Here is a 24,861-nt window from a genome sequence, read left to right as displayed (position 1 = left end):
AACTTCCCCTGACGAAACACCTTCTCTTCAGTGTACAGCAGGGTTTTCCAGGAAATCTCACTTTTTAACGAAACGGCTGCATATCTACGCCAGAACGACTTATTTATATTCAATGTTAAGAATAGCGAGGGTTTTCTGCTCATTGAGGTAGTGCATGTTAGCGCTCGCAATTTGCTTAACATTCTGCGGCACCAGAGTGACCTGTTGCGCATTAAAACGGCTACTTTGCATCTTGCCGTCGCGTATACATGACATTTCTATCTGTTGTTGCTGGGTGCTAACTTCACAAGGCGGTTCCACTATTTCACCGCGAAAATGAATAATCCCACCCGCTGAGATTTGTTGAGCACTTACGGATACTGTAAAAAGAGAAAAAACACCAATGCCAATACTCAGAATTCTGTTCGCTAAAGTACACATAAAGGTTCCTCAATGATTAGTCCTCTTGAGGGATCGGTATGATCCTTCACCGCTGCGATTAACGACCCGATAAAAACATCTTCACGTTTCTATATTCATAGAACAGCAATGCGCTCCCAGCCACACCCGACCTGCAAATACTTCAGTCCCTCAAGAATGACCGGATGAGTCTGTCCATTGTTGTGAGAGATGCAGCGATTGCCCATCCGAAACGGTGACAATAATTTTTACTGAGTCCTCAGCGGAAATATTAAAGCTCAGCTTAGTTAAATCAATCGGCCGATTAGCAGGGACCGAAAGGCTTGTTTTCTGCTGCGTTTGGCTTTGCCCCCCCTTCCCTTCACGTATCGCGAAGACTTGTACCTGACATTCACAGGGTTGCGTTAACGTTACCTGAGGAATAATGGTGTACATTTCGCCTTGCTGGGTTGTATTAAAGGTGATTTGATTTGACAGCGCGGCAATAAGTAATAGCGTATGCATACTATTCTCCCGAAAAAAAACAGGGCTTTCGCCCTGTTTATTCTCAGTCAGCAGACTGAATTAATGTTGGTTAGCCGTGACGTTGTTGCCAAAACCAACCTGACGAACCAGAACGTTGGAGTCAGACGCAGTCTGATTAACCACCGCACCGTTGCGACCACCGTATTGGGTCACGTTAATGTCCGCACGTTTAGCATTCCACTGATTGATGTCAGCGCTGTTGCTGAAGCCTGACTGTTTCAGACTAATGGTACTGTCATCAGCACCTTGTCCGACGGTTGCCCCGTTACCACGCCCATGCTGGGTGATGGTCACATCGGATTTACGTGCATCACTTTGCAGCGCATTCGCAATGTTGCCAGAACCATACTGGTAAATACTCATTGATGATTCTGGACCAAAATTATTACCACCACCATGGTGATTGCCGTTGCCGCCCCATTGCGGAACAACACCAGCCAGAGCACTGCCAGAAACTACGATTGCTGCGAATGCTGCCACTTTTAAAAGTTTCATGGTAAACCCCCATCGGATTGATTTAAAAGTCGTTCATGGATTAGCGTTGAGTCACGCGAATGGCCATTTGCGACTGTCTCTGCACCACAACTGCTGTTTTTTGTGTACCGTACTGGGTAATATTTGCTTTATTACCCGAACCTTTCTGGATAATAACGGCCGTATTACCGTAAGAACCTTGTTTTATACTCGCATCATTGGAACTACCCGCCTGATCTATATATGCAAGATTATATGATCCTGCCTGATCTATTTTCGCTCGGTTACTTGAACCATCCTGCGAAATGACCGACAATAGCTTCGAGCCCGACTGGCGTGTATTGGCACTGTTCCCAGTGCCTACTTGACCAATAATGGCTGCCTGATTAAATGAAGACTTACTTAATTCATTTACCGCAAAGTTATATTCTGCATTAGCCATGTCATAACTTGTTGCGGACACAATTCCAGGCACACCCAGCATTGTAAACATCATAAATAACAACTTGTTTTTCATGTTGTCACCCTGGACCTGGTCGTACATGAAGTTGAATTATTTACCACTCAAGTTTTGTTGTTAACATGACTTAAACTTGTTAATGCCACGTTACGATGAAGAGTATGTCCGTTGAAACATTTTAAATAACTCACCCGCGAGTGGTATTTTTATATTCAGATTCACCCCAAAGTACTAATTAACAGCCAATAACGCTGTTATCTGTATACATTTTATTTTGGCTTTAGCGTGAGATGTGCATTTCTATGCAGAAGCATAAAAAACCAATTTTCAGCGACTTCAGGCCCTCGCAGCGCGAGGTGGTGATAGGCCTTGGCGCAAGTCGTGACAAACATCATTTTTTTCTGTCGAAAATTACTCAACGTAAAGTGAGACAAAAACTTCAGAATTCATTAGAAAGCTCAAACGAAAGAACTATAAATAAACTTCTTATTTATCATGCGATTAATATAATTTGTATGATTTTTTAAATCTATGCAATAACAGTAAAGTGTACAACTTTCCTATCAAATCTAAACTCAATAAAAACCTTAAAATCACATTTTAATATATAAATTTACATTATGTAACAAGTTTAACACTTGCTTTAAGATTTGTAATAGCTAGATTGAAATCAGTTGAAGTCCATTTGTTTTAATATTTTTACCCCTTTGGGTCGATATTTTATTTCTACACAGCAGTGCAGCATCTGTCAGTACTTCTGGTGTCTCTATTTTAGTAGAGGCAGCTGTCAGGTGTGCGACTATAAAAGTGGAGTTTCATCATGTTTAATGAAGTCCATAGTATTCATGGTCATACATTATTGTTGATCACTAAACCGTCCCTGCAGGCAACTGCATTATTACAACATTTAAAGCAATCGCTGGCGCTCACCGGAAAACTGCATAATATTCAACGTTCTCTGGACGATATTTCCTCCAGCTGCATTGTTTTACTGGATATGATGGAGGCAGATAAAAAGCTGATCCATTACTGGCAAGATAACTTAAGTAGAAAAAACAACAGTATAAAGACGTTATTGTTGAATACACCCGATGATTATCCGTACCGGGATATTGAAAACTGGCCGCATATCAATGGTGTATTTTACGTAGCAGAAGATGAACAGCGTGTGGTGGCCGGGTTACAAGGCGTTTTACGCGGTGAATGCTACTTCTCGCAAAAGCTCGCCAGCTACCTGATCACACATTCTGGAAACTATCGTTATAACAGTACAGAGTCAGCACTACTCACACATCGTGAAAAAGAGATCCTTAATAAACTGCGTATCGGCGCCTCAAATATTGAAATCGCACGCTCACTGTTTATCAGTGAAAATACGGTAAAAACGCATCTTTATAATCTTTTCAAAAAGATAGCTGTGAAGAACCGTACGCAGGCGGTCTCGTGGGCCAATGATAACCTCAGGCGATAATGCCATGAAACGCTATTTGAACTGGATTGTGGCAGCAAATTTATTCCTTGCTGCCGGGAATCTACACGCCGCTGTAGAAGTGGAGGTTCCCGGACTGTTAACCGACCACACTGTCTCTTCAATCGGCCATGATTTTTATCGTGCGTTTAGCGACAAGTGGGAAAGTGAGTACACAGGAAACTTAACCATCAATGAAAGGCCCAGTGCACGTTGGGGAAGTTGGATCACCATAACGATCAATCAGGACGTTATCTTCCAGACTTTTTTATTCCCGACGAAAAGAGACTTCGACAAAATAGTCGTCTTCGCTCTGGCTGAAACAGAAGATGCATTAAATCGTCGGCAAATAGATCAAACACTATTAAGCACAAGCGATTTAGCGCGTGATGAATTCTAAAACATGATTTTGTCCGGAGGCTTTCATGCGTGTCAAACATGCAGTGGTTTTGCTCATGCTAATTTCACCATTAAGTTGGGCCGGAAACATGACGTTCCAGTTCCGCAATCCAAACTTTGGTGGCAACCCAAATAACGGCGCTTTTTTGCTGAACAGTGCGCAGGCGCAAAACTCGTATAAAGATCCAAGTGGTGACGATTTCGGTTTTGAAACCCCATCGGCCCTGGACAACTTTACCCAGGCCATCCAGTCACAAATTCTCGGCGGTCTGCTTACCAATATTAATACCGGTAAGCCGGGCAGGATGGTAACCAATGATTTTATCATTGATATCGCCAACCGAGATGGACAGCTGCAACTCAATGTCACAGACAGGAAAACGGGCAAAACATCGACGATAGAAGTGTCGGGTTTACAAACACAGTCAGCCGATTTCTAAGCTATAGCTACGAAAGGAAAAAATCATGCAGCGCTTACTTATTTTGGTTGCAATATTCTTACTCAGCGGATGCTTAACAGCTCCGCCACAAGAAGCCGCTAAACCGACATTAATGCCGCGTGCCCAAAGCTATAAAGACTTGACGCACCTGCCAATGCCTACGGGCAAGATTTTTGTCTCGGTTTACAACATTCAAGATGAAACGGGTCAATTTAAGCCTTACCCGGCAAGTAACTTCTCAACGGCTGTCCCGCAAAGTGCCACGGCGATGCTGGTCACCGCATTGAAGGATTCTCGCTGGTTTGTACCGCTGGAGCGTCAGGGATTACAGAACTTGCTTAACGAACGAAAAATTATTCGTGCTGCGCAAGAAAACGGTACCGTTGCTGTAAATAACCGTATTCCGCTTCAGTCACTGACCGCCGCAAACGTAATGGTGGAAGGGTCTATCATCGGTTATGAAAGCAACGTTAAGTCTGGTGGGGTTGGCGCGCGTTATTTCGGTATTGGCGCAGACACGCAATACCAACTTGATCAGATTGCGGTCAACCTGCGTGTGGTCAACGTCAGCACGGGTGAAATCCTTTCTTCGGTGAACACCAGCAAAACCATTCTCTCCTATGAAGTCCAGGCTGGGGTATTCCGCTTCATTGATTACCAACGTCTGCTGGAAGGTGAAATCGGTTATACCTCTAACGAACCCGTTATGCTGTGCCTGATGTCAGCCATTGAAACTGGGGTTATTTTCCTGATTAACGACGGGATTGATCGCGGATTATGGGACTTGCAGGATAAGAAACAGGTCGATAACGATATTCTGGTTAAATACCGTCATTTGTCGGTACCGCCGGAATCCTGATACTGAATATGAAAAGACAACGACAAGCGTGAGGGTAACCTCACGCTTTTTATTATTTACTGGTCAACGAAGGTGATTCTCGGTTTTCACGGCGGGACGCCAGCCACAATCCGCTGTTCTTCATTGCATAGCCAAACACCAGTCCCACTGCTAACGAAGGCAGAACCAGACGCCAGTCCCCCTGCCCTGCAAATGTTGCACATGCACCAATAAACGTACCCGGCACAAATGAAAGCAACCATTGCTTAGCCTGAATGCACATCAAGAAGGCAACAATCCCCGTAATGACATAGCCGATGATGTCCATATGCGGGGCAAGCGCACTACCGTTAATAATCACCAACGCCCACACCACACCGCTTAACAGCGTACACGCTGAGATCCACAGCCCTTTCAGCCCACTCTGCGGACAGGCAAAATAGGCTGTACAACCCAAAAAACCTGCCCAACTGAGTAAACCAAGAGAAACGGCCACCCATCCCCAGATACCGGAGAGAATGCCCGTTGTGATTGCAATAGAAAGAAGTATGTTCATGCCGCGCATCTTAGCAGAAAAACGGCATGATAATGAGATCGTGCACACAATTTATGCAAGCTGATAAATTGCGTTGCAGAATAAAGTGACTTAAATCACATTTACTCTTCTGTATCTTCCTGCAACTCGTCCCACATCGCACCAATCGCATCGCGCGTCAGCGGCGCCATGGTACGCCAGAATGGGGAACTGGCATGCGCTTCCACTTTGCCAAGGAACGCGTCACACCACGGGAGCAGATAGTCAACGAATAACGTTTCCAGCGCTTCACTTTCATCTTCAGCAGACTGATCTTCAAGCCATGACGCAGCCAGCAGCAATGTGCCGATATGATCAGCAGGAGTATCCGACAGCGGCATGCCGCGCGCAGAAAGGAATGCGCGAACATCGGATTCCTTAGCACCTTCGACCCAAGCGCTGCGATAAGGTGGCACCGCACACTCTTCACCGACAAACAGCGCGTTATAATCTGCAGCCACCTGCGGCATATCACAGCTTTTCTGTAAGCGAGCCAGCAGTTCATCTTGCTCCAGTGGCCAACTTGCTGACAGTTTACCCTCACCGATCACGGTAAAAAGAGGAACCAGTAACGGGTCCTGCGGTTGGCGGTAAAACAGCGATCCCAGGACGCGACACAGGATAGAAAACTCGTTCATTGTTGTATTCCAGTTAGTTCACAATTAAAGTTCAGCAAATTCCGCGATAGGCTCCATGCCGCGCGATTCCAGAAACGCCAGCAGGCGTTTTGGCGATACGTTTAAAATTCTGTCCTCCGGGAAGTTCACATCATCCAGGATTTTACGGCATTCACCAAATTCCCCCAGCGTGAAGGCGGTATGGGAATCCGATCCTAACGCCACCCATCCACCGGCATCGCGTACCGCTGCGGCGACTGCGCGACAGTTGTCTTCACTGCCCTTACGTGAATGCAGGAATGAGGAGTTATTGATTTCCAGTGCTACCTGGTATTTCGCTGCCGCCTGTGCGACGGCGGTAAAGTCTAACTCATACTTTGGATTTCCTGGATGACTGATAATGTGCACATTACCACTCGCCATTGTGGCAATCATCGCCTGGGTATGCGTGTCTTTATCAACAGGTGCGAAAACCGGCTCATGGAAGCCTGCAATGATTAAATCCAGGGAAGTAAACATCGGACCGGAGCAGTCGATCTCGCCGTCAATATTTTTAATATTCGCTTCAATACCGCGGAGAATTCCCACCCCGTCCACCAACCTTGGCCAAATGCGCATATTAATAAAATGCCAGTGATGCGGGGCATCTGCCATGTCCGGCCCGTGATCGGTGATCGCAAACAGCTTGATACCTTTGCGTTTGGCTTCGGCGATGTAATCACTCAGGGTGCTGTAGGCGTGGGTGCTGGCGACGGTATGCATATGCAGGTCAACGGGATACATAATTCTCTCCTGTAGTCATTTTTCGTCAAGGATAGCAGGTATCTCCACCATTAATACCCTAAATAATTAGAGCTGTAGGACGGTGTTTAGACGAAACCCGGCGGCTGGCCGGGTTGTTATCAATATCCCCTAACGCGATCGACTTGACCCGTTACGGCTTTCCCGCTCTCAAGGTTTAAAATGGTGCGTGAGATATAGTCTACGGCCTCTGCAGGACGCGTCACGGCGGCAATATGCGGCGTCATCGCCACGCGCGGATGTTTCCATAGAGGGTTATTTTCCGGTAGCGGCTCGCTGCTGTAGACGTCCAGCATCGCGCCCTTCAACTTTCCGGTATTCAGCGCAGCCAGCAGATCGTCTTCCTTCAGATGAACCCCGCGTGCCAGGTTAAGCACGTACGCCCCATCCTGCAATTGATTCAGCAGCCCGGTGTTAATAATACCTACCGTTTCTGCCGTATTTGGCAGAAGATTAATCAGCACCCGCGTTTGGCTCAGGAACGCCGCCAGCTCTGCGGTACCGGCAAAGCTTTCCACACCAGGCCAGGACTTACGCGTCCGACTCCAGCAACGCAGCGGGAAGCCCCATGCTTGCAGGCTCTCAGCCACTTTAGCCCCTAATACCCCTGCCCCCATAATCCCGACAGTAAACTCTTCGCGGGTATACTCTTGCAGCGGTTGCCATTTCGCCTGACTTTTTAGCGCCTGATAGTCATCAAAACGTCGAAACCAGTGCAGCACCTGACTCACCGCATATTCCTGCATTTGCAGACCCATACCGGTATCTTCCAGACGGAAAAGCGGGATTGACGCATCCAGCATTTCAGGGTGGGCTTTTAGCTTGCTAAGGATAGAGTCCACGCCGGCGCCCAACGCGAAAACAGCTTTTAACTTGCGACCTGCCAGCATATCAACCGGTGGATGCCAGACGAGGGCATAGTCAGCATGCGCATTATCACCCCGCTTCCATTCACGGACATTTGCGCCTGGGATTGCCTTAGCCAGTGCCTTCAGCCACCAGGCCGTATCGAATGTCGGGTGATAGAAAAGTATTTCCATATTAACTCCTGAGCAGTGTTATGCGGAACTTTCTCGCACTTATCATCATTTTCCAAGGAATATCAGAATAGCAAATTTTAGGATGCTGGCAAAAAAAGCAATTCTTGCTTATTTACGCCCCATGTTGCTTGAAGTTTGTGTAAATGCACGTTTTTTTTAAAAAGTAGATTGACGTCGGGGCGGTGTTTCCCCTACATTAGCGCCCGTTCCGCTAACGCAGGAACAACAATACGGTGAGGTGTCCGAGTGGCTGAAGGAGCACGCCTGGAAAGTGTGTATACGGCAACGTATCGAGGGTTCGAACCCCTCTCTCACCGCCATATTTGAAGAAGAGCTCGTACGCAAGTACGGGCTTTTTTTTCGTCTGTTGCAATATAGCGGATGAGATACGAGCATCTTATCCGGCCGACAACGAAATCCCCGTAGGCCGGATAAGCGAAGCGCCATCAGGCATCCTGCAAAGAAGCGTGTCTGTGTTTTTTATATGCATATAAACGATTATCCCTGCTTATAAAAAAACAAAGCCCGGTTCCCCGGGCCTTGAAGACGCAGAACCTATCAGCTGTAAGCGTTAAGCGTCCGCTGACAAAGCGCCGAGCGAACGCAATCATCTTTATTGAAACGAACGATTCCAATCATGTCATCTTCTTCGAAGCGGGCCAGCGCATCGTTTAGTCCGGATCGAACATGCGCCGGTAAATCGCACTGGGTAATATCCCCGTTCACAATTACCGTCACATTCTCCCCGAGGCGCGTCAAAAACATCTTCATCTGCGCAGCAGTGACATTCTGAGCCTCGTCGAGAATGACAACGGCATTTTCAAATGTCCGTCCGCGCATATACGCGAACGGCGCGATTTCTACCTTCCCAATCTCAGGTCGCAGGCAATATTGCATAAAGGAGGCACCCAGACGTTTTACCAGCACGTCATACACCGGGCGAAAATAGGGAGCAAACTTCTCGGAAACATCTCCAGGTAAGAAGCCGAGATCTTCATCAGCTTGCAGAACTGGACGGGTGACAATGATCCGGTCCACATCTTTGTGGATCAGAGCCTCTGCTGCTTTTGCCGCGCTGATCCAGGTTTTACCACACCCGGCTTCACCGGTGGCGAAGATCAGCTGTTTACTCTCAATAGCATTCAGGTAGTGCGCCTGAGCCTCATTTCGCGCCGTGATAGGTGTGGCATCGCGACTGTCACGCGCCATACCAATCGCTTCTACGCCGCCCATCTGCACAAGCGAGGTGACCGATTCATCTTCACGTTGTTTATGGCTACGCGAATCCCGTCTCAGCACACGTTTTGCTTCACGACGAGCTTTGATCACTGCTTTTTGTCTTCCCATGGATAGCACCTTGAGTTGTAGGTATACATCACACGCGCCATCTTCGGCACGATTATGCGCACGAACATCTGAGGGTTGGCTTCCTTGTAAGCCATTGCTTGCCTACGAATAAGACACCACACACGGCTACGCGCACCGTATAAGGCGTCAGTAACAAGGATAAGATGTGGAAGAGAGAGGAATTTAGCGGTGACGAGATGGCTACCGGAAGAGAAACGTCCGCGTAAGGTGGTGATAATGTAAGAAACCTGTCCAATACAGGACGTTACCATTCGCGATCTCCATAGTGAATGACTATCACTGCCGGGAACTACCGCTGTTACATATAAGTACAACAGAATTTATTCTCAATGCAACAATATTTTTACTTATTGTTAACTAAATTCCATCTTATCGTTGGCAACAGTCTCTTACAGAGAGATGACAGAATTATTTCACTGCAGCACGTATCACGAAAATTAATTATTTCGTTCATCGCTGAATCAGGTCAACATGTGAGGAATTGCCCCGCACAGGCGCGGGGCACGGGTATCAGGCTTGTAGCAGAGATTGTCCGAGGTAGTGGTCCGGTGTTTTTACGCCCGGTAAAGCAAAGAAGTAACCGCCGCCAATCGGCTTAACGTACTCCTCCAACGCTTCACCATTCAGGCGTTTCTGTACGGCCAAAAAACCTTTCTGCAGATCGTGTTGATAGCATACGAACAGCAGCCCCATATCCAGCTGTCCAGATTGCGTCACACCGAGCGAATAGCTGTAGCCACGACGCATCATCAGGCTGGATTCGGTCTCTTTGGTCCGCGGGTTCGCCAGCCGGATATGGCTGTCGAGCGCAATCACCTCACCTTCAGGATCATTGGCATAGTCCGGTACATCATGCTCATGCTGCATTCCCAGCGGAGCGCCGGTCTGTTTATCGCGACCAAAAATGGTTTGCTGCTCTTTAAGCGGCGTGCGATCCCAGAACTCCACGCGAAACTGAATAAGTCTCACCGCCTGATAGCTGCCCCCTACCGCCCATGCAGGCTCGCCTTGATCGGCCGTGACCCACACCACGTTTTGCATCAGCTTTTCATCAGTACCATCCGGGTTCGCGGTCCCGTCTTTAAAACCGAGTAAATTTACCGGGGTTTCTTTGCCTTTACTGCGTGCAGCATGATCGGAGATAAATCCCTCTCGCTTCCAGCGCACGCTGAGCAAATCCGGCGTGTGCTTGATGATATCGCGCAACGCGTGAATAACGGTGTCCTGCGTGTTGGCGCAAATTTGTAACAGCAGATCCCCGTGGCACAGCGCCGCATCCAGCGAATCATTCGGGAAGCGCGTCATTTTTTGCAGTGTTTTTGGCATTTGTGCTTTCAGGCCATAGCGCTCATCAAACAGTGAATGGCCGACCGACAGCGTCATCGTCAGGTTGTCCGGGGCAATGTAAGCCCCCAGTATGCCGGAGTCCATTGGCGGCAAGCGCGGATTCGGCGTTTCTGGAGCCGGGCCGCCGGTGGTCAGGAACGCAAAGCGATGGGTCAGTAAACGGAACAGACGTTCAAGATCTGCTTTGTCGCTGGCGAGGACATCAAATGCCACCAGCATCATCGAGGCCTGCTGCGGCGTCAGGATCCCCGCCTGATGCGGTCCATAAAAGGGCTGTGCATCATCGCGCGCATTGGGTGACAGAGTGCCCGGCGCACTGTGCGGTTTTTGCGCATGCGCAACCGGACAGCCGCCCGCCAGTGCCAGCGCGCCGCCCAATGCTCCCATGCCCTTCAACAGACGTCGGCGTGAGGGTTCACTCACGCCGTTTTCATTATCTTGTTGCATGATGCTTAATCCAGACCCAGTACGCCGCGTAATTGCGACAAATCTTCTGCCAGCGTCGTAATCGGCCCTTTCAGCGCGTTGCGGTCAGCATCGGTCAGTTTGTCGTAAGTTTCAAACCCGTCTTTGGTGCGATACTTGCTCAGGATGCTATCGACTTTTTTGAAGTTCGCATCCACTTTTGCCAGCAGTTCAGCATTGGATTTTTGCAGTTGAGGACGCAGGAGATCGACAATTTTCTGCGCGCCATCGACGTTGGCCTGGAAATCCCACAGGTCGGTGTGGCTGTAGCGATCTTCTTCGCCGCTAATTTTACTGGCGGCCACTTCTTCAATCAGACCCGCCGCTCCGCCAACCACTTTAGACGGTGGGAAGGCCAGTTCACTGATGCGCGTTTGCAGGTCGATAACATCGGTGTTCAACTGGTCGGCGTATTTATCCATCCCCTTGGTGGTATTGTCGCCAAACAGCGCTTTTTCCAGACGGTGGAAGCCGGTGAATTTAGGATCGGCGGCCTTTTGCTCGTAATCATCTTCACGTGCATCGATGCTGCCATCGAGGTCAGAGAACAGCTCAGCAATCGGTTCAATACGTTCATAATGCTGGCGCGTCGGCGCATACAGGGATTTAGCCTTCTCGATATCCCCGGCTTTAATGGCATCTGTAAATGCTTTGGTCCCCGCCACCAGCTGTGCGGTTTCTGCGGTTACATAGGCTTTGTATTCGGTAATTGCACCGCTCAGGCTCAGCAGGGCGTCACTCTGTGCCGCATCTGCCGTTGCGCTGCCCTTGACGATCAGCTTCCCTTTCGGGTTCGTCAGCAGGCCGCAGGTCATATCATATTCGCCAGGTTGCAGGTTGGCGGTCATTTTCTGGCTAAAGCCCGGCGCAATATTTTCACGCTCTTCCACCACCATCACGCCTTTGAGGATTTCCCACTCCAGCGCTTTCTGACTGTGGTTCTGGATAATGAACTGGGTTTTTCCGGCATTAACCGTGATTGTCATCGGTTCACACTGTTTGTCGTTAACCGTGACGTTGACCTTGGGAATATCTGCGGCGTGTGAGGCAAAAGCAGAAGTAAACAGCGCAGCCATACCCAGCTGCAGCGCACTACGGCGAAAGTTAATCGTCATGACCTATCCCTATAAATAAGTATGTTGTAACTAAATGATATTCTGCGTCGCGTTGTTATCAGGGTGCAGTACGAGACGCCGTAGAGCCTGAACGAGGCGGTAATGCAAACATAATCAGTGCCGGGATCAGGTAGATAAACCAGACGGCAACCTCACTGACACTTGGCGCTTCCTGGTAACCAAAAATCCCTTCCATCAGCGTGCCAAACAGCGAGTGCGTCGACAGCACGCTGCTCAGATCAAATGCCACATCCTGGAAATGATTCCATAACCCGGCTTCGTGGAACGCGCGAATGGCTCCGGCGGCAAGACCTGCGGCCACCAGCAAAATGAACAAGCTGGTCCATTTGAAGAAGGCCCCGAGATTCAGTCTGATCCCGCCGAGATATATCAGGTAGCCCAGAACGACGGCCGTTGCCAGTCCCAGCATCGCCCCAACCGGTGGCCAGATCCCCACATCCTGCTGAAAGGCGGCCAGCAGAAAGAAAACCGACTCCAGGCCTTCACGAGCGACGGCAAAAAAGACCATCATCACCAGCGCCCATCCGTGATGATTGCCACGCTGTAACGCGTTATCGACCGCCTGCTCCAGTTGAACTTTGACGTTGCGCGAAACTTTACGCATCCAGAAGACCATCCAGGTGAGGATCACCACGGCAATCACTGCCACAATCCCTTCAAACAGCTCCTGCTCTTTTTGCGGAAATTCACCGGTAGTTTCATTGATGAAAATCCCCAGCGCCAGGCATAGCGCCGCCGCCAGTAGAACACCAATCCACATTACGCCAATCCAGCGACCGCGCTGAGTCCGTTTCAGGTAACTGGCTATCAGGCTGACAATCAGCGCGGCCTCTAGGCCTTCGCGCAACATAATCAGAAATGGAACAAACATGCGAAGTACCCTTAAACGTTATTCTCAGTCAACTCGTGAAAAGAAAAGTAAATTACAGTGATAGTGATTATCATTACAGAAAATAAAAACTCAAGAAGAATGTTTTGAGAATGATGACTTAATGTAAACAGTTAGTCTGATAAGGGTTACTGTGATTTTGCGAAGCGGCATAAAAAGCCCGCACGCGGCGCTATGTTATTCAGTTAACGACACGTTTTCAGAAGGTATCAACATGTGCTGCCGGAGGTAATGAACATGCTATCTCAGAGAAAGTTCCGTTCACCTCATGTTCATCGTTTTTCTATGCCTTGAAGGCCTGTGAACGTGTCAAGGGTGCTATCGCCGCACCCTTGACAATCCCGGCTCCCGGCACGGAAAATTGTTGCTTCGCAATCCCCTCCGCTTATTCCTCCAGGCTATCGGGCCGGGCGCGAGGTAGCGTCCCTGCAAAACGCGCCCTGAGCCAGCATCCATGCTGGCTCTCCCGGCCTTACGGAAACACGTCGGCAATTTTCAGCCGGACCAGCCCACACCTGTCCACCTGTGCTTTTACTTGAATATCTCTGAACAGCAAAACGGATATAGCTGAAAGCCAGAGCGCTGAAGCGACACCCTGGTCCGGCTGAAAATTGATGAGGTGTTGACGGCTGACCGGGTCTGCCCGCAGGGATGCGGGCAGAGGGGACGGCCTGCTGGGACGCAGGCTCGGCCCCGACCCGACAGGCAGACGGAATAAGACGAATGAATCGCGCAGCGACGATTTTCCCGCCGGGAGCCTGGGTTGCAAGGGAGGCGGCGGTGAGCCTCCCTTGCACGTTCACGGGTATCTGCGCTTCAGAGAAATGACACTGCTGAGGTGAACGGAAACCTGAGCAAGAATCACATGTTCACCCTACATGCTTAACTGAACGGCATTGCCCGCACGCGGCAGGCTGTAGAAGCAGTAAGCAGATTACTCAACCTGTAAACGTGACGGCGGTGCAGAATGATAATGCGCATCAGCTTCAGCAAAGCGTTTTTGCATTGCGGCTGAAGGTGCTTTACCCAGCAAGCTGAACACCACGATACCAATACTGCCGAACACAAAGCCCGGGATGATTTCATACAGGCCCAGCCAGGCGAACTGTTTCCAGACGATAACCGTGACCGCACCAATGATCATCCCCGCCAGCGCACCGTTACGGGTCATACGCGACCACAGTACGGAGAACAGCACTACCGGTCCGAATGCCGCACCAAAGCCAGCCCAGGCGTAGCTCACCAGACCGAGAACGCGATTTTCCGGGTTAGCCGCCAGAGCAATAGAGATCAGCGCGACTACCAGTACCATGACGCGGCCAATCCACACCAGTTCTTTCTGGCTGGCATTTTTACGCAGGAACGCTTTGTACAAATCTTCCGTAATGGCACTGGAACACACCAGCAGCTGGCAGCTCAGCGTCGACATCACCGCCGCAAGGATAGCCGACAGCAGAATACCGGCAATCCACGGGTTGAACAGGATTTGCGCCAGTTCAATAAACACCCGCTCAGCGTTCTGGTTCACTGCACCGGCCAGTGCCGGATTGTTATTGAAGTAGGCGATACCGAAGAAACCAACGGCCACCGCGCCCGCCAGACACAGGATCATCCATGCCATGCTGATGCGACGTGCATGCACGATGCTATGGTGAGAATCTGCCGCCATAAAGCGCGCCAGGATGTGCGGCTGACCGAAGTAACCCAGCCCCCAGCCCATCAGGGAAATAATGGCGACAAAGTTCAGGCCTTTGAGCATGTCCACGTTCTCAATGCTCTTTTGTTTGATCACTTCCAGCGAGTCTTCAAAGCCGCCGACGCCAATAATCACCATCACCGGCGTCAGGATCAGAGCAAAAATCATCAGGCTGGCCTGCACGGTATCGGTCCAGCTGACGGCCAGGAAACCACCAATAAAGGTATAGATAATCGTCGCTGCCGCACCCGCCCACAGCGCTGTTTCATAACTCATGCCGAAGGTGCTTTCGAACAGACGCGCCCCTGCAACAATCCCTGAAGCACAATAGATGGTGAAAAACAGCAGAATAACCAGCGCGGAAATAATACGCAGCACGCGGCTTTTATCTTCAAAACGACCGGTAAAGTAATCCGGTAGCGTCAGAGCATTATTATTGAACTCGGTGTGTACGCGTAAACGTCCGGCCACCAGCTTCCAGTTGATCCATGCGCCTAATGTCAGGCCGATGGCGATCCAGCTTTCTGAAATCCCCGACAAGAAAATCGCCCCCGGCAGCCCCATCAGCAGCCAGCCGCTCATGTCGGATGCCCCGGCGGAAAGCGCGGTGACAAACGGCCCCAGGCTGCGTCCACCCAGAATGTAATCATCAAAGTTTTTGGTTGAACGCCATGCAATAAACCCAATCAACAACATGCCAAAAATATAGACACAGAATGTCACTAACATCGGTGTGCTAATAGCCATCAAAACTCTCCAAAATTATGTATCGACAATGCCGTGGCTTGCCGTTTTATTACCCTGCCGGAACGTGGCAAAGATATCTATGTTGACCTGGGCGACCGTATCCTGCCGGAAGCAAGGATCATTCACAATCGATTTAACACACCATTTACATCAATTTTGATCTCGAGTAGATAGCATTTTTCTGGAGGTTGCACTCTCTCACACTTTTCGCGGTTGCACCTTTAAAAAGTGTTAACTGCCGCAGAGAAAAAGCGCTCGTATTTTTTACAGACATCCCAACATATACCACATTTATTAACATTTCATTCATTTTCAAGCTTGCAAACCAAGTCACATTTAACACGGTTGCACAAAGTTGCAACATAGTGGATATTTCTCAGTAACTATCAGTCCCGTATTTCAGCACAACAGGAGTAAACGGCATGGGAACCACCACGATGGGGGTTAAGCTGGACGACGCCACACGCGAGCGTATTAAAACAGCCGCAACACGAATCGATCGCACGCCGCATTGGCTGATCAAACAAGCCATCTTTAATTATCTCGAAAGACTGGAAAATGACGATGCCCTGCCTGAGCTGCCTGCCCTACTGGCGGGTGCAGCCAATGAAGGTGATGACGCCTCGGCATACCAGAATGAAACTCACCAGCCTTTCCTCGAGTTTGCCGAGCAGATCCTGCCGCAGTCTGTTTCCCGGGCGGCGATCACCGCCGCGTATCGTCGTGCAGAAACCGACGCCGTACCGATGCTGATGGAACAGGCGCGCCTGCCGCAACCGATCGCTGAACAGGCTCATAAGCTGGCATATCAGTTAGCCGACAAACTACGTAACCAGAAAACCGCCAGCGGTCGCGCCGGCATGGTACAGGGACTCTTGCAAGAGTTCTCGCTGTCCTCTCAGGAAGGTGTTGCGCTGATGTGCCTGGCGGAAGCCCTGCTGCGTATTCCCGACAAAGCCACGCGCGATGCGCTAATCCGCGACAAAATTAGCAACGGTAACTGGCAGTCGCACATTGGACGCAGCCCGTCGTTATTCGTCAATGCGGCAACCTGGGGACTGCTGTTTACCGGACGCCTGGTCTCCACACATAACGAAGCCAGCCTCTCGCGCTCGTTGAACCGCATCATCGGTAAGAGCGGCGAGCCGCTGGTCCGAAAAGGCGTCGATATGGCGATGCGCTTGATGGGGGAGCAGTTCGTCACCGGGGAAACCATCGCCGAAGCACTGGCTAACGCACGGAAGCTGGAAGACAAAGGTTTCCGCTACTCCTACGACATGTTGGGAGAAGCCGCACTGACCGCCGCTGACGCGCAGGCCTATATGGTGTCTTACCAGCAGGCTATTCACGCGATTGGTAAAGCGTCTAATGGACGCGGCATTTATGAAGGACCGGGGATTTCGATCAAGCTGTCGGCGCTGCACCCACGCTACAGCCGTGCGCAGTACGATCGCGTAATGGACGAACTTTATCCACGCCTGAAGTCGCTCACCCTGCTGGCGCGTCAGTACGACATTGGCATCAATATTGACGCCGAAGAAGCAGACCGCCTGGAAATCTCCCTCGATCTGCTGGAAAAACTGTGCTTCGAACCTGAGCTGGCGGGTTGGAACGGGATTGGTTTTGTCATCCAGGCCTACCAGAAACGCTGTCCGTACGTGATTGATTATCTGATTGGTCTGGCCACGCGCAGCCGCCGTCGCCTGATGATCCGCCTGGTAAAAGGCGCATACTGGGACAGCGAAATTAAACGCGCCCAGATGGACGGTCTGGAAGGGTATCCGGTGTATACCCGTAAGGTCTACACCGACGTTTCCTATCTGGCCTGCGCCAAAAAACTGCTTGCCGTGCCGAATCTGATCTACCCGCAATTTGCCACCCATAACGCCCATACGCTGGCGGCCATTTATCAGTTAGCGGGTCAGAACTATTATCCCGGACAGTACGAGTTCCAGTGCCTGCACGGCATGGGTGAACCCCTGTACGAGCAGGTTACCGGCAAAGTTGCCGATGGCAAACTGAACCGCCCATGCCGTATTTACGCACCGGTAGGGACCCATGAAACGCTGCTGGCGTACCTGGTGCGTCGGCTGCTGGAAAACGGCGCGAATACCTCATTCGTTAACCGTATTGCCGACACCACTCTGCCGCTGGATGAACTGGTCGCCGACCCGGTCGAAGCCGTAGAAAAACTGGCGCAGCAGGAAGGCCTGGCGGGTCTACCGCATCCGAAGATTGCGCTGCCACGCGACCTGTACGGCAAGGGACGCGAAAACTCAGGCGGACTGGATCTGGCGAACGAACATCGCCTGGCCTCGCTGTCCTCTGCCCTGCTCAACAGCGCACTGCAAAAATGGCACGCGAAACCGATGCTGGAGCATCCGGTGACTGACGGACAAATGACGCCGGTAATTAACCCAGCGGAGCCGAAAGATATTGTGGGCTACGTGCGTGAAGCCTCCCCGAATGAAGTGGAGCAAGCGTTACAAAGCGCGGTAAATAATGCGCCGATCTGGTTCGCTACGCCGCCGCAGGAGCGCGCCGCTATTCTGCATCGCGCCGCCGTTCTGATGGAAGGCCAGATGCAGCAACTGATTGGCATTCTGGTTCGCGAAGCAGGTAAAACCTTTAGCAACGCCATTGCCGAAGTGCGTGAAGCGGTCGACTTCCTGCATTATTACGCCGGGCAAGTCCGCGATGATTTTGATAACGAAACCCATCGTCCGCTCGGCCCGGTGGTCTGTATCAGCCCGTGGAACTTCCCGCTGGCCATCTTCAGCGGGCAAATTGCCGCCGCGCTGGCTGCAGGCAATAGCGTGCTGGCAAAACCGGCAGAACAGACACCGCTGATTGCCGCCCAGGGGATCGCCATTTTACTGGAAGCTGGCGTGCCGCCAGGCGTGGTACAACTGTTGCCTGGCCAGGGTGAAACCGTCGGGGCACAGCTGACGTCCGATGAGCGCGTACGCGGCGTGATGTTCACCGGTTCAACGGAAGTCGCCACGCTGTTACAACGTAATATTGCTCGCCGTCTTGACGCGCAAGGCCGTCCGATCCCGCTGATCGCCGAAACCGGTGGAATGAACGCGATGATCGTCGACTCCTCGGCGCTGACGGAGCAAGTGGTCGTTGATGTGCTGGCCTCCGCCTTTGACAGCGCCGGACAGCGCTGCTCGGCACTGCGCGTCCTGTGCCTGCAGGATGACATCGCCGAGCACACACTGAAAATGCTGCGCGGCGCGATGGCCGAATGCCGGATGGGCAATCCGGGCCGCCTGACCACTGACATTGGGCCGGTTATTGACGATGAGGCCAAAACCAATATTGAGCGCCACATTCAGGCCATGCGCGCCAAGGGACGTCCGGTATTCCAGGCTGCACGTGAAAACAGCGAGGATGCGCGGGAATGGCAAACCGGTACCTTTATTGCGCCGACGCTGATTGAGCTGGAGAGCTTCGACGAACTGCAAAAAGAGGTGTTTGGTCCGGTGCTGCACGTCGTACGCTACACCCGCAGCAATCTGGGCAATCTGATTGAGCAAATCAATGCTTCCGGCTACGGCCTGACGCTGGGTGTGCATACCCGTATTGATGAAACCATCGCTCAGGTCACCGGCTCCGCACACGTGGGTAACCTGTACGTCAACCGTAATATGGTTGGCGCGGTGGTCGGCGTGCAGCCCTTCGGCGGCGAAGGCTTGTCAGGCACCGGTCCGAAAGCCGGCGGTCCGCTGTATCTGTACCGTCTGCTGGCTAACCGTCCGGAAAATGCGCTAAGCATCACCCTGGCGCGCCAGGATGCCGATTACCCTGTCGATGCACAGCTCAAGGCGGCGCTGATCCAGCCGCTGGATGCCCTCACCGAATGGGCAGCCGATCGCCCGGCGTTGCAGACCCTGTGCCAACAGTTTGCTGAACTGGCGCAGGCCGGAACTCAGCGTTTGTTGCCTGGCCCTACCGGCGAGCGCAATACCTGGGCGCTGTTACCTCGCGATCGCGTTCTGTGTATTGCCGATAACGAACAGGACGCACTGGTTCAGGTCGCCGCCGTGGCTTCCGTGGGCAGTCTCATCCTGTGGCCGGATGATGCTTTCCACCGCGATCTGGCAAAACGTCTGCCTGCCGCTCTTTCCGGGCGCATCCAGTTTGCCAAAGCGGATAATCTGACCGTACAACCGTTCGATGCCGTTATCTTCCACGGTGATTCCGATCAACTGCGCGCGTTATGCGAGGCGGTTGCCGCACGGGATGGCGCAATTGTCTCGGTACAAGGCTTTGCCCGTGGTGAGAGCAATATCCTGCTGGAGCGGCTGTATATTGAACGCTCATTGAGCGTCAACACCGCTGCTGCTGGCGGTAACGCCAGCCTGATGACAATCGGCTAAGGGTATGGTTAATTAAGGCTCCGGTAACGGCAATACCATTCAGTTAAGCATGTAGGGTGAACATGTGATTCTTGCTCAGGGTTCCGTTCACCTCAGCGGTATCATTTCTCTGAAGCTCAGGTACCCGTGAACGTGCAAGGGAGGCTCACCGCCGCCTCCCTTGCAACCCAGGCTCCCGGCGGGAAAATCGTCGCTACGCGAGTTATTCGTCTTATTCCGTCTGACTGTCGGGTCGGGGCCGAGCCTGCATCCATGCAGGCCGTCCCCTCTGCCCGCATCCCTGCGGGCAGACCCGGTCAGCCGTCAACGGCTCATCGATTTTCAGCCGGACCAGGGTGTCGCTTCAGCGCTCTGGCTTTCAGCTATATCCGTTTTGCTGTTCAGAGATATTCAAGTAAAAGCACAGGTGGACAGGTGTGGGCTGGTCCGGCTGAAAATTGCCGACGTGTTTCCGTAAGGCCGGGAGAGCCAGCATGGATGCTGGCTCAGGGCGCGTTTTGCAGGGACGCTACCTCGCGCCCGGCCCGATAGCCTGGAGGAATAAGCGGAGGGAACCACGAAGTGGCAATTTTCCTGCCGGGAGCCGGGATTGTAAAGGGCGTGGCGGAAAACGCCCTTTACACGTTCACAGGAATCGGTGCCTCAGAAAAACGATGAACATGAGGTGAACGGAACCTCTCTCTGAGATAGCATGTTCATCACCTCCCCAACACTGGTTGATGCTTTCTGAAACTGAGTCGTTGAATGAACAGTATTACCGGTAACGGGGCCTTTTTTATGGAGTCAGAGAGAAGCATGAATCGAATTGTACTGACATGTGCGGCACTGCTGCTCAGCAGCCCGGCGCTGGCAGAAGACTGCACCAACGCGAACACCCAAACTGAGATGAACACCTGCGCCGCTGAGCAGTTTAAAACGGCGGATGCAAAGCTCAATGATACCTATCAGAATGCGCTTAAGCGTGCAGCGCCCACTCAACGTGAATTACTGAAAAAGGCGCAAGTCGCGTGGATAACTCTGCGCGATGCTGACTGCGCGTTAATCAGCTCAGGTACGGAAGGCGGCAGCGTGCAATCGATGATCGCGAGCCAGTGTCTGACCGATAAAACCCACGAGCGCGAAGCGTTTCTCGCCTCGCTGCTGCAGTGTGAAGAAGGTGATTTAAGCTGCCCGTTACCGCCCGCCGGTTAACGCACGCGGATCCCTTCGATAATCATCCGCTGGACGTTCTCAACCGTTTGGTTAAAAAAGGCTTCATCGCGTAGTGTCGCACCCGTCACTGCTTCCACCTGTGGAGCAAAGTCGGCGTAGTGCTGGGTTGAAGCCCAAATCATAAAAATCAGATGATGCGGATCGACCGGAGCCAGTTTGCCGCTACTGACCCACCCGGCAATCAGCGCGGATTTCTCATCAATCAGCGTTTTGAGATCTCCCGTCAACTCGGTCATCAGCAGCGGCGCGCCTGCCAGCATCTCCATACAAAACAGCCGTGATGCCTGCGGGTAATCGCGGGAAACTTCCAGTTTGAGGCGGATATATTCTTTGATCGCCACCAGCGGCGCAAAGTCTTCACGAAAGGCCTTCAGCGGCGCCAACCAGATGTCGAGGATCTGGCGTAACACGGCAATATAGAGCACTTCTTTTGACGGGTAATAATAGAGCAGATTGGTTTTTGACACGCCCGCCTGCTCAGCCACCTGTTCAAGACGCGTTCCGTGGATCCCAAACTGGGAGAAGATATTTAGCGCCGCAGTTAAAATGGCCTGGCGTTTCGCGTTGACCGCCTGCGAGCGTTTACCTGTTTTTTTCTCTACGCCTTGAGCCATCCGCCCTCTCCTTGTTCTGAGGACGTCAGCATAACAAATCATACGGTGAATGGATAAATTAAAGCGGCCACGGGAAGTAGTTACCGTGCATCCTTCAAACAAAAAAACCGCCGGACAATCCGGCGGCGGTGGCTTTGCGACGTCTGTCGTTGAACGCTCAGACGTCACGATATAGTTAACAGACAGCCTGGCAATTACGTTTTGTTATTACCGTGGCTATTTTTGCCCCCTTTTTTGCCTGCCTCTGAAGCGCGTTGCGGGTCATTCTTGAAATTACCCCCGCTGTGCTGGCCACCTTTTCGACCTGCTTCTGATGCTCTTTCGCGGTCTTCCGCAAAGTTGCCGGAACCGCCTCGATGGTTTGCCATTACTGACCTCCGTCATTGATTAGACATCATATTGCATAAGTACTGAGGAGTGATACCTCACGCAAGCTGTGGGCAATGCCCTATGTTCGCTGCGTGGGATTAAGCATAGTGAAGACTGGCCTGACAACCGGCTAACGGTAATATTCTGCAACAGGTTTGCCGGTATTTGGCGAATAATCACCGCCGGAAATCAATAACCCTTTCTTATGACTAGCAAATCCAACCTGCTCAAAAATGTATCATTTTGCGACAAAATAGAACTGCCATTAAAATTGTTATAAATCAAAGAAATGATGGTGAAATTTGCACTCCTGGCAGTACGTCATATCTTTAAAGAGAGGTAGCGATTCGCTACACAGACGGTTAACTCGAGGAGTAGTGTAAAATGGCAAAAGTTCTGGTGCTTTATTATTCCATGTACGGACACATTGAAACGATGGCCCATGCAGTCGCAGAAGGTGCAAATAAGGTCGATGGCGCGGAAGTCATTATTAAGCGTGTGCCAGAAACGATGCAACCTGAGATCTTCCTGAAGGCGGGCGGAAAAACACAAAATGCCCCTGTCGCGACCCCGCAAGAACTGGCTGATTACGACGCCATTATTTTCGGCACCCCTACCCGCTTTGGCAATATGTCCGGTCAGATGCGTACCTTCCTGGATCAGACCGGTGGCCTGTGGGCTTCTGGCGGCCTGTACGGCAAACTCGCCAGCGTATTTAGCTCAACAGGAACCGGCGGCGGTCAGGAACAAACCATTACCTCAACCTGGACAACGCTTGCCCACCACGGGATGGTCATCGTTCCTATTGGATACGCCGCGCAAGAGCTGTTTGACGTCTCGCAAGTTCGCGGCGGGACACCGTACGGCGCGACCACCATTGCCGGGGCCGACGGCTCTCGCCAGCCAAGTCAGGAAGAATTGTCTATCGCCCGCTATCAGGGTGAATATGTCGCCGGTCTGGCAGTAAAACTCAACGGCTAATCTGCAACAGGAGGATTCGTATGCCAACTCAAGAAGCGAAAGCCCATCGCGTCGGTGAATGGGCGCGTCTGCGCAATACATCGCCGGAAATCGCCGAGGCTATTTTTGAAGTCGCCCATTATGACGAGAAACTGGCGGAGAAAATTTGGGAAGAAGGCAGCGACGAGGTGCTGATCAAAGCCTTCGAGAAAACGGACAAAGACTCACTCTTTTGGGGTGAACAGACTATCGAACGTAAAAACGTCTAGCATCATGACTCCCCCATCTGCACGGGGGAGTTTCTTGTTATTTCACTCTACTTTGCCGCCGCATTCAGCACGCTATCGAATTTATCGATCGGGCAGAAGCCATTCGCATCTATCGGGCAGCCTTTCAGTTCCAGCGTCACGCGCTGCGCAGGTGATTTCAACGTCAACACCTGTGCATCACGCAGCTGCTGCGAGCTCTGATAAACATACTCTATTTTCATCAGATCCCGGTTAGCATTACTGTCATGCCAGCGCTGGAAGACAATCTTCCCGCCAATCGGCGTGCGTTCGTTCTGGTCATGCAACTGATACGGTTTGAAATCCAGCGCGGTGAGTAATGACGCAATGTTGGAGTCGTGACCAACCAACACGGTAATTTTCGGCGCTTTTGTACGCTCGGTCACCAGTGCGTTATCGATATATTTCACCAGCGGCCTGGCCACATTTTGCGCCACGGCCGGCGAGGTAAACAGGCTGTCCTGATAGCCATTCTTCAGCTTTGACAGCACCTTCCACTGTTGATCGGATTTGATCTCACCCCAGGCCACCTCATTCAGCGGGAACCCTTCGTAATATTGCAACGTGAACGCATCCACCAGCGAGTTACCAACCTTTAGCGGTCCTGAAACCCCTGGCTCCTGTTGGTACTTCGCAGTAAACGTGTCTTTGGCGTCGGTCAGTGAGCACTGCTGTTTTTCTTTACAGGATGGTGAGTCTTTGTAGTTTGTCATTTGCTCTAGCAACTGGTAGCTGTCGCTAAGCTGCATTTTACTGCGCTCTTTTTCCATCGCCTGCACGGCCTGCTGACTAAAGGCGGTGGAATCATCGGTGATTACCGGGTTGAAGGTGGGATCCATGGTGCCCATTTTTTCCTGATGGTGCACGGGAACATCGCAGCCCGGGAACGCGCCGGTCACAAAGAACTGCGCCGTTGCGACCGTACGCTGCAGGCTATTGGCGTAGGTATACACCGTGTCCGGGGCCGGACATTCACCGGATTTCACCATCCCCTGCTCTGCCAGCCACTCACGCATGTAATGGCCCATATAGATTTCCAGCACCCCGCCTTTGGTGGTGAGTTGACCGCCCGGCACATCCCATTGTGGCCACGGCTTCGGCGTCGATTGCTCCAGAACACTGCCATTATTGGCTAAAGGTGCACGTAAGTTATGTCGGCTCATCATCAATACTTGCTGGAGTTGATAGCCCTCCGGCGCGATCTGCGCCTGTGCGGCGGATGACAGTAATACGACCCCTGCCACGGCTGCGGCGATTAGTGATTTATTCATCCCTACGACCTCTTGTTGTTATCAATCACCACAGAGTGTGACAGAAACAAGACATTTTTCCGGGAACGCTTTCGCAAAAA

25 protein-coding genes and 1 tRNA gene are annotated in these 24,861 nt (G+C 51.5%); 9 read left to right on the top strand and 17 right to left on the bottom strand.

Annotated features, from left to right (window positions below; translation table 11 throughout):
* Window positions 1–99: 99 nt before the first annotated feature.
* The 4 genes from M2374_RS02475 to csgB all read right to left on the bottom strand — a co-directional run bounded on the left by M2374_RS02475 (window position 100) and on the right by csgB (window position 1,915).
* Window positions 100–420: a type 1 fimbrial protein gene (locus tag M2374_RS02475; RefSeq protein WP_115258883.1), complete on the bottom strand. Its 321-nt coding sequence runs from the start codon at window positions 418–420 to the stop codon at window positions 100–102.
* Window positions 421–570: 150 nt separating this feature from the next.
* Window positions 571–903, bottom strand: coding sequence for a curli assembly chaperone CsgC (gene csgC / locus M2374_RS02470; protein ID WP_096757589.1), 333 nt, complete (start codon window positions 901–903; stop codon window positions 571–573).
* A gap of 60 nt (window positions 904–963) precedes the next feature.
* Complete coding sequence (gene csgA, locus M2374_RS02465; RefSeq protein WP_115258884.1) at window positions 964–1,419, bottom strand: curli major subunit CsgA; 456 nt, start codon at window positions 1,417–1,419, stop codon at window positions 964–966.
* 40 nt (window positions 1,420–1,459) lie between these two features.
* Entirely contained in the window at window positions 1,460–1,915 is a 456-nt protein-coding gene (gene csgB / locus M2374_RS02460; RefSeq protein WP_096757591.1) for a curli minor subunit CsgB, read from the bottom strand.
* Window positions 1,916–2,678: 763 nt separating this feature from the next.
* Between csgB and csgD the strand changes: the two genes are divergently transcribed.
* From csgD to csgG, 4 genes are read left to right on the top strand one after another with little or no spacing between them, the layout of a single operon-like run.
* Window positions 2,679–3,329: a biofilm master transcriptional regulator CsgD gene (csgD, locus tag M2374_RS02455; protein WP_115258886.1), complete on the top strand. Its 651-nt coding sequence runs from the start codon at window positions 2,679–2,681 to the stop codon at window positions 3,327–3,329.
* A gap of 4 nt (window positions 3,330–3,333) precedes the next feature.
* Window positions 3,334–3,726: a curli production assembly/transport protein CsgE gene (csgE, locus tag M2374_RS02450; RefSeq protein ID WP_115258887.1), complete on the top strand. Its 393-nt coding sequence runs from the start codon at window positions 3,334–3,336 to the stop codon at window positions 3,724–3,726.
* A 25-nt stretch (window positions 3,727–3,751) separates the two neighbouring features.
* Window positions 3,752–4,165 (top strand): curli production assembly/transport protein CsgF, encoded by a 414-nt coding sequence (gene csgF / locus M2374_RS02445; RefSeq protein ID WP_096757594.1) that lies wholly within the window; start codon window positions 3,752–3,754, stop codon window positions 4,163–4,165.
* Between the two features lie 25 nt (window positions 4,166–4,190).
* Window positions 4,191–5,024 (top strand): curli production assembly/transport protein CsgG, encoded by an 834-nt coding sequence (csgG, locus tag M2374_RS02440; RefSeq protein WP_096757595.1) that lies wholly within the window; start codon window positions 4,191–4,193, stop codon window positions 5,022–5,024.
* 52 nt (window positions 5,025–5,076) lie between these two features.
* Here csgG and M2374_RS02435 read toward each other — a convergent pair whose 3' ends face one another.
* The 4 genes from M2374_RS02435 to ghrA form a co-directional block, all read right to left on the bottom strand.
* A complete protein-coding gene (locus tag M2374_RS02435) occupies window positions 5,077–5,559 on the bottom strand; it encodes a DUF1097 domain-containing protein (protein WP_135912264.1) in 483 nt (160 codons plus the stop codon).
* Between the two features lie 101 nt (window positions 5,560–5,660).
* Window positions 5,661–6,215 (bottom strand): molecular chaperone, encoded by a 555-nt coding sequence (locus tag M2374_RS02430; RefSeq protein ID WP_096757597.1) that lies wholly within the window; start codon window positions 6,213–6,215, stop codon window positions 5,661–5,663.
* A gap of 24 nt (window positions 6,216–6,239) precedes the next feature.
* A complete protein-coding gene (locus M2374_RS02425) occupies window positions 6,240–6,977 on the bottom strand; it encodes a phosphatase (protein WP_115258890.1) in 738 nt (245 codons plus the stop codon).
* 119 nt (window positions 6,978–7,096) lie between these two features.
* A complete protein-coding gene (gene ghrA, locus M2374_RS02420; protein WP_096757599.1) occupies window positions 7,097–8,035 on the bottom strand; it encodes a glyoxylate/hydroxypyruvate reductase GhrA in 939 nt (312 codons plus the stop codon).
* 232 nt (window positions 8,036–8,267) lie between these two features.
* On the opposite strand from ghrA, the gene M2374_RS02415 reads away from it, so the two are divergent.
* A tRNA-Ser gene (locus tag M2374_RS02415) sits at window positions 8,268–8,355 on the top strand.
* 238 nt (window positions 8,356–8,593) lie between these two features.
* On the opposite strand, the gene phoH is transcribed toward M2374_RS02415, so the two are convergent.
* From phoH to putP, 6 genes are all read right to left on the bottom strand, one after another.
* Complete coding sequence (gene phoH / locus M2374_RS02410) at window positions 8,594–9,382, bottom strand: phosphate starvation-inducible protein PhoH (protein WP_168246965.1); 789 nt, start codon at window positions 9,380–9,382, stop codon at window positions 8,594–8,596.
* Complete coding sequence (locus M2374_RS02405; RefSeq protein ID WP_170973033.1) at window positions 9,361–9,654, bottom strand: hypothetical protein; 294 nt, start codon at window positions 9,652–9,654, stop codon at window positions 9,361–9,363. The genes phoH and M2374_RS02405 overlap by 22 nt, the downstream gene beginning before the upstream one ends.
* A gap of 259 nt (window positions 9,655–9,913) precedes the next feature.
* Window positions 9,914–11,197, bottom strand: coding sequence for an iron uptake transporter deferrochelatase/peroxidase subunit (efeB, locus tag M2374_RS02400; RefSeq protein ID WP_181688284.1), 1,284 nt, complete (start codon window positions 11,195–11,197; stop codon window positions 9,914–9,916).
* A 5-nt stretch (window positions 11,198–11,202) separates the two neighbouring features.
* Window positions 11,203–12,330: an iron uptake system protein EfeO gene (gene efeO, locus M2374_RS02395; protein ID WP_115258893.1), complete on the bottom strand. Its 1,128-nt coding sequence runs from the start codon at window positions 12,328–12,330 to the stop codon at window positions 11,203–11,205.
* A gap of 58 nt (window positions 12,331–12,388) precedes the next feature.
* The gene (efeU, locus tag M2374_RS02390) at window positions 12,389–13,222 is read right to left on the bottom strand and encodes an iron uptake transporter permease EfeU (protein WP_096757602.1); all 834 of its coding nucleotides are present in this window, start codon (window positions 13,220–13,222) and stop codon (window positions 12,389–12,391) included.
* Window positions 13,223–14,174: 952 nt separating this feature from the next.
* Window positions 14,175–15,683, bottom strand: a complete 1,509-nt coding sequence (putP, locus tag M2374_RS02385) for a sodium/proline symporter PutP (protein ID WP_096757603.1) — start codon at window positions 15,681–15,683, stop codon at window positions 14,175–14,177.
* Window positions 15,684–16,105: 422 nt separating this feature from the next.
* Between putP and putA the strand changes: the two genes are divergently transcribed.
* Together putA and M2374_RS02375 are read left to right on the top strand one after the other, a co-directional pair.
* On the top strand, window positions 16,106–20,068 hold the full coding sequence (gene putA / locus M2374_RS02380; protein ID WP_181688285.1) for a trifunctional transcriptional regulator/proline dehydrogenase/L-glutamate gamma-semialdehyde dehydrogenase: 3,963 nt from the start codon (window positions 16,106–16,108) through the stop codon (window positions 20,066–20,068).
* A gap of 795 nt (window positions 20,069–20,863) precedes the next feature.
* Window positions 20,864–21,259 (top strand): lysozyme inhibitor LprI family protein, encoded by a 396-nt coding sequence (locus M2374_RS02375; protein ID WP_181688286.1) that lies wholly within the window; start codon window positions 20,864–20,866, stop codon window positions 21,257–21,259.
* On the opposite strand, the gene rutR is transcribed toward M2374_RS02375, so the two are convergent.
* Complete coding sequence (gene rutR / locus M2374_RS02370; protein ID WP_096757607.1) at window positions 21,256–21,894, bottom strand: HTH-type transcriptional regulator RutR; 639 nt, start codon at window positions 21,892–21,894, stop codon at window positions 21,256–21,258. The genes M2374_RS02375 and rutR overlap by 4 nt on opposite strands.
* Before the next feature lie 194 nt (window positions 21,895–22,088).
* On the bottom strand, window positions 22,089–22,262 hold the full coding sequence (locus M2374_RS02365) for a general stress protein (protein ID WP_096757608.1): 174 nt from the start codon (window positions 22,260–22,262) through the stop codon (window positions 22,089–22,091).
* Between the two features lie 385 nt (window positions 22,263–22,647).
* On the opposite strand from M2374_RS02365, the gene wrbA reads away from it, so the two are divergent.
* Both wrbA and M2374_RS02355 read left to right on the top strand, forming a co-directional pair.
* On the top strand, window positions 22,648–23,244 hold the full coding sequence (gene wrbA / locus M2374_RS02360) for an NAD(P)H:quinone oxidoreductase (RefSeq protein WP_096757609.1): 597 nt from the start codon (window positions 22,648–22,650) through the stop codon (window positions 23,242–23,244).
* A gap of 20 nt (window positions 23,245–23,264) precedes the next feature.
* A complete protein-coding gene (locus tag M2374_RS02355) occupies window positions 23,265–23,492 on the top strand; it encodes a YccJ family protein (protein WP_096757610.1) in 228 nt (75 codons plus the stop codon).
* Window positions 23,493–23,539: 47 nt separating this feature from the next.
* On the opposite strand, the gene agp is transcribed toward M2374_RS02355, so the two are convergent.
* Window positions 23,540–24,781, bottom strand: coding sequence for a bifunctional glucose-1-phosphatase/inositol phosphatase (gene agp / locus M2374_RS02350; protein ID WP_181506001.1), 1,242 nt, complete (start codon window positions 24,779–24,781; stop codon window positions 23,540–23,542).
* Between the last annotated feature and the right edge of the window lie 80 nt (window positions 24,782–24,861).

Source organism: Citrobacter sp. JUb117, from assembly GCF_024809055.1.
Classification (GTDB): domain Bacteria; phylum Pseudomonadota; class Gammaproteobacteria; order Enterobacterales; family Enterobacteriaceae; genus Citrobacter; species Citrobacter gillenii.
Note: the sequence above shows the minus strand (reverse complement) of the source record. Positions and strands in the feature narration are given on the sequence as shown.

Coding starts and splice junctions, on each gene's coding strand:
- M2374_RS02475 (WP_115258883.1), bottom strand. CDS start 420: ATGTGTACTTTAGCGAACAGAATTCTGAGTATTGGCATTGGTGTTTTT.
- efeB (WP_181688284.1), bottom strand. CDS start 11,197: ATGCAACAAGATAATGAAAACGGCGTGAGTGAACCCTCACGCCGACGT.
- putA (WP_181688285.1), top strand. CDS start 16,106: ATGGGAACCACCACGATGGGGGTTAAGCTGGACGACGCCACACGCGAG.
- csgE (WP_115258887.1), top strand. CDS start 3,334: ATGAAACGCTATTTGAACTGGATTGTGGCAGCAAATTTATTCCTTGCT.
- csgA (WP_115258884.1), bottom strand. CDS start 1,419: ATGAAACTTTTAAAAGTGGCAGCATTCGCAGCAATCGTAGTTTCTGGC.
- M2374_RS02355 (WP_096757610.1), top strand. CDS start 23,265: ATGCCAACTCAAGAAGCGAAAGCCCATCGCGTCGGTGAATGGGCGCGT.
- M2374_RS02375 (WP_181688286.1), top strand. CDS start 20,864: ATGAATCGAATTGTACTGACATGTGCGGCACTGCTGCTCAGCAGCCCG.
- M2374_RS02435 (WP_135912264.1), bottom strand. CDS start 5,559: ATGAACATACTTCTTTCTATTGCAATCACAACGGGCATTCTCTCCGGT.
- agp (WP_181506001.1), bottom strand. CDS start 24,781: ATGAATAAATCACTAATCGCCGCAGCCGTGGCAGGGGTCGTATTACTG.
- M2374_RS02425 (WP_115258890.1), bottom strand. CDS start 6,977: ATGTATCCCGTTGACCTGCATATGCATACCGTCGCCAGCACCCACGCC.
- ghrA (WP_096757599.1), bottom strand. CDS start 8,035: ATGGAAATACTTTTCTATCACCCGACATTCGATACGGCCTGGTGGCTG.
- csgB (WP_096757591.1), bottom strand. CDS start 1,915: ATGAAAAACAAGTTGTTATTTATGATGTTTACAATGCTGGGTGTGCCT.
- csgF (WP_096757594.1), top strand. CDS start 3,752: ATGCGTGTCAAACATGCAGTGGTTTTGCTCATGCTAATTTCACCATTA.
- M2374_RS02405 (WP_170973033.1), bottom strand. CDS start 9,654: ATGGTAACGTCCTGTATTGGACAGGTTTCTTACATTATCACCACCTTA.
- M2374_RS02430 (WP_096757597.1), bottom strand. CDS start 6,215: ATGAACGAGTTTTCTATCCTGTGTCGCGTCCTGGGATCGCTGTTTTAC.
- efeO (WP_115258893.1), bottom strand. CDS start 12,330: ATGACGATTAACTTTCGCCGTAGTGCGCTGCAGCTGGGTATGGCTGCG.
- csgG (WP_096757595.1), top strand. CDS start 4,191: ATGCAGCGCTTACTTATTTTGGTTGCAATATTCTTACTCAGCGGATGC.
- csgD (WP_115258886.1), top strand. CDS start 2,679: ATGTTTAATGAAGTCCATAGTATTCATGGTCATACATTATTGTTGATC.
- phoH (WP_168246965.1), bottom strand. CDS start 9,382: ATGGGAAGACAAAAAGCAGTGATCAAAGCTCGTCGTGAAGCAAAACGT.
- wrbA (WP_096757609.1), top strand. CDS start 22,648: ATGGCAAAAGTTCTGGTGCTTTATTATTCCATGTACGGACACATTGAA.
- csgC (WP_096757589.1), bottom strand. CDS start 903: ATGCATACGCTATTACTTATTGCCGCGCTGTCAAATCAAATCACCTTT.
- efeU (WP_096757602.1), bottom strand. CDS start 13,222: ATGTTTGTTCCATTTCTGATTATGTTGCGCGAAGGCCTAGAGGCCGCG.
- rutR (WP_096757607.1), bottom strand. CDS start 21,894: ATGGCTCAAGGCGTAGAGAAAAAAACAGGTAAACGCTCGCAGGCGGTC.
- M2374_RS02365 (WP_096757608.1), bottom strand. CDS start 22,262: ATGGCAAACCATCGAGGCGGTTCCGGCAACTTTGCGGAAGACCGCGAA.
- putP (WP_096757603.1), bottom strand. CDS start 15,683: ATGGCTATTAGCACACCGATGTTAGTGACATTCTGTGTCTATATTTTT.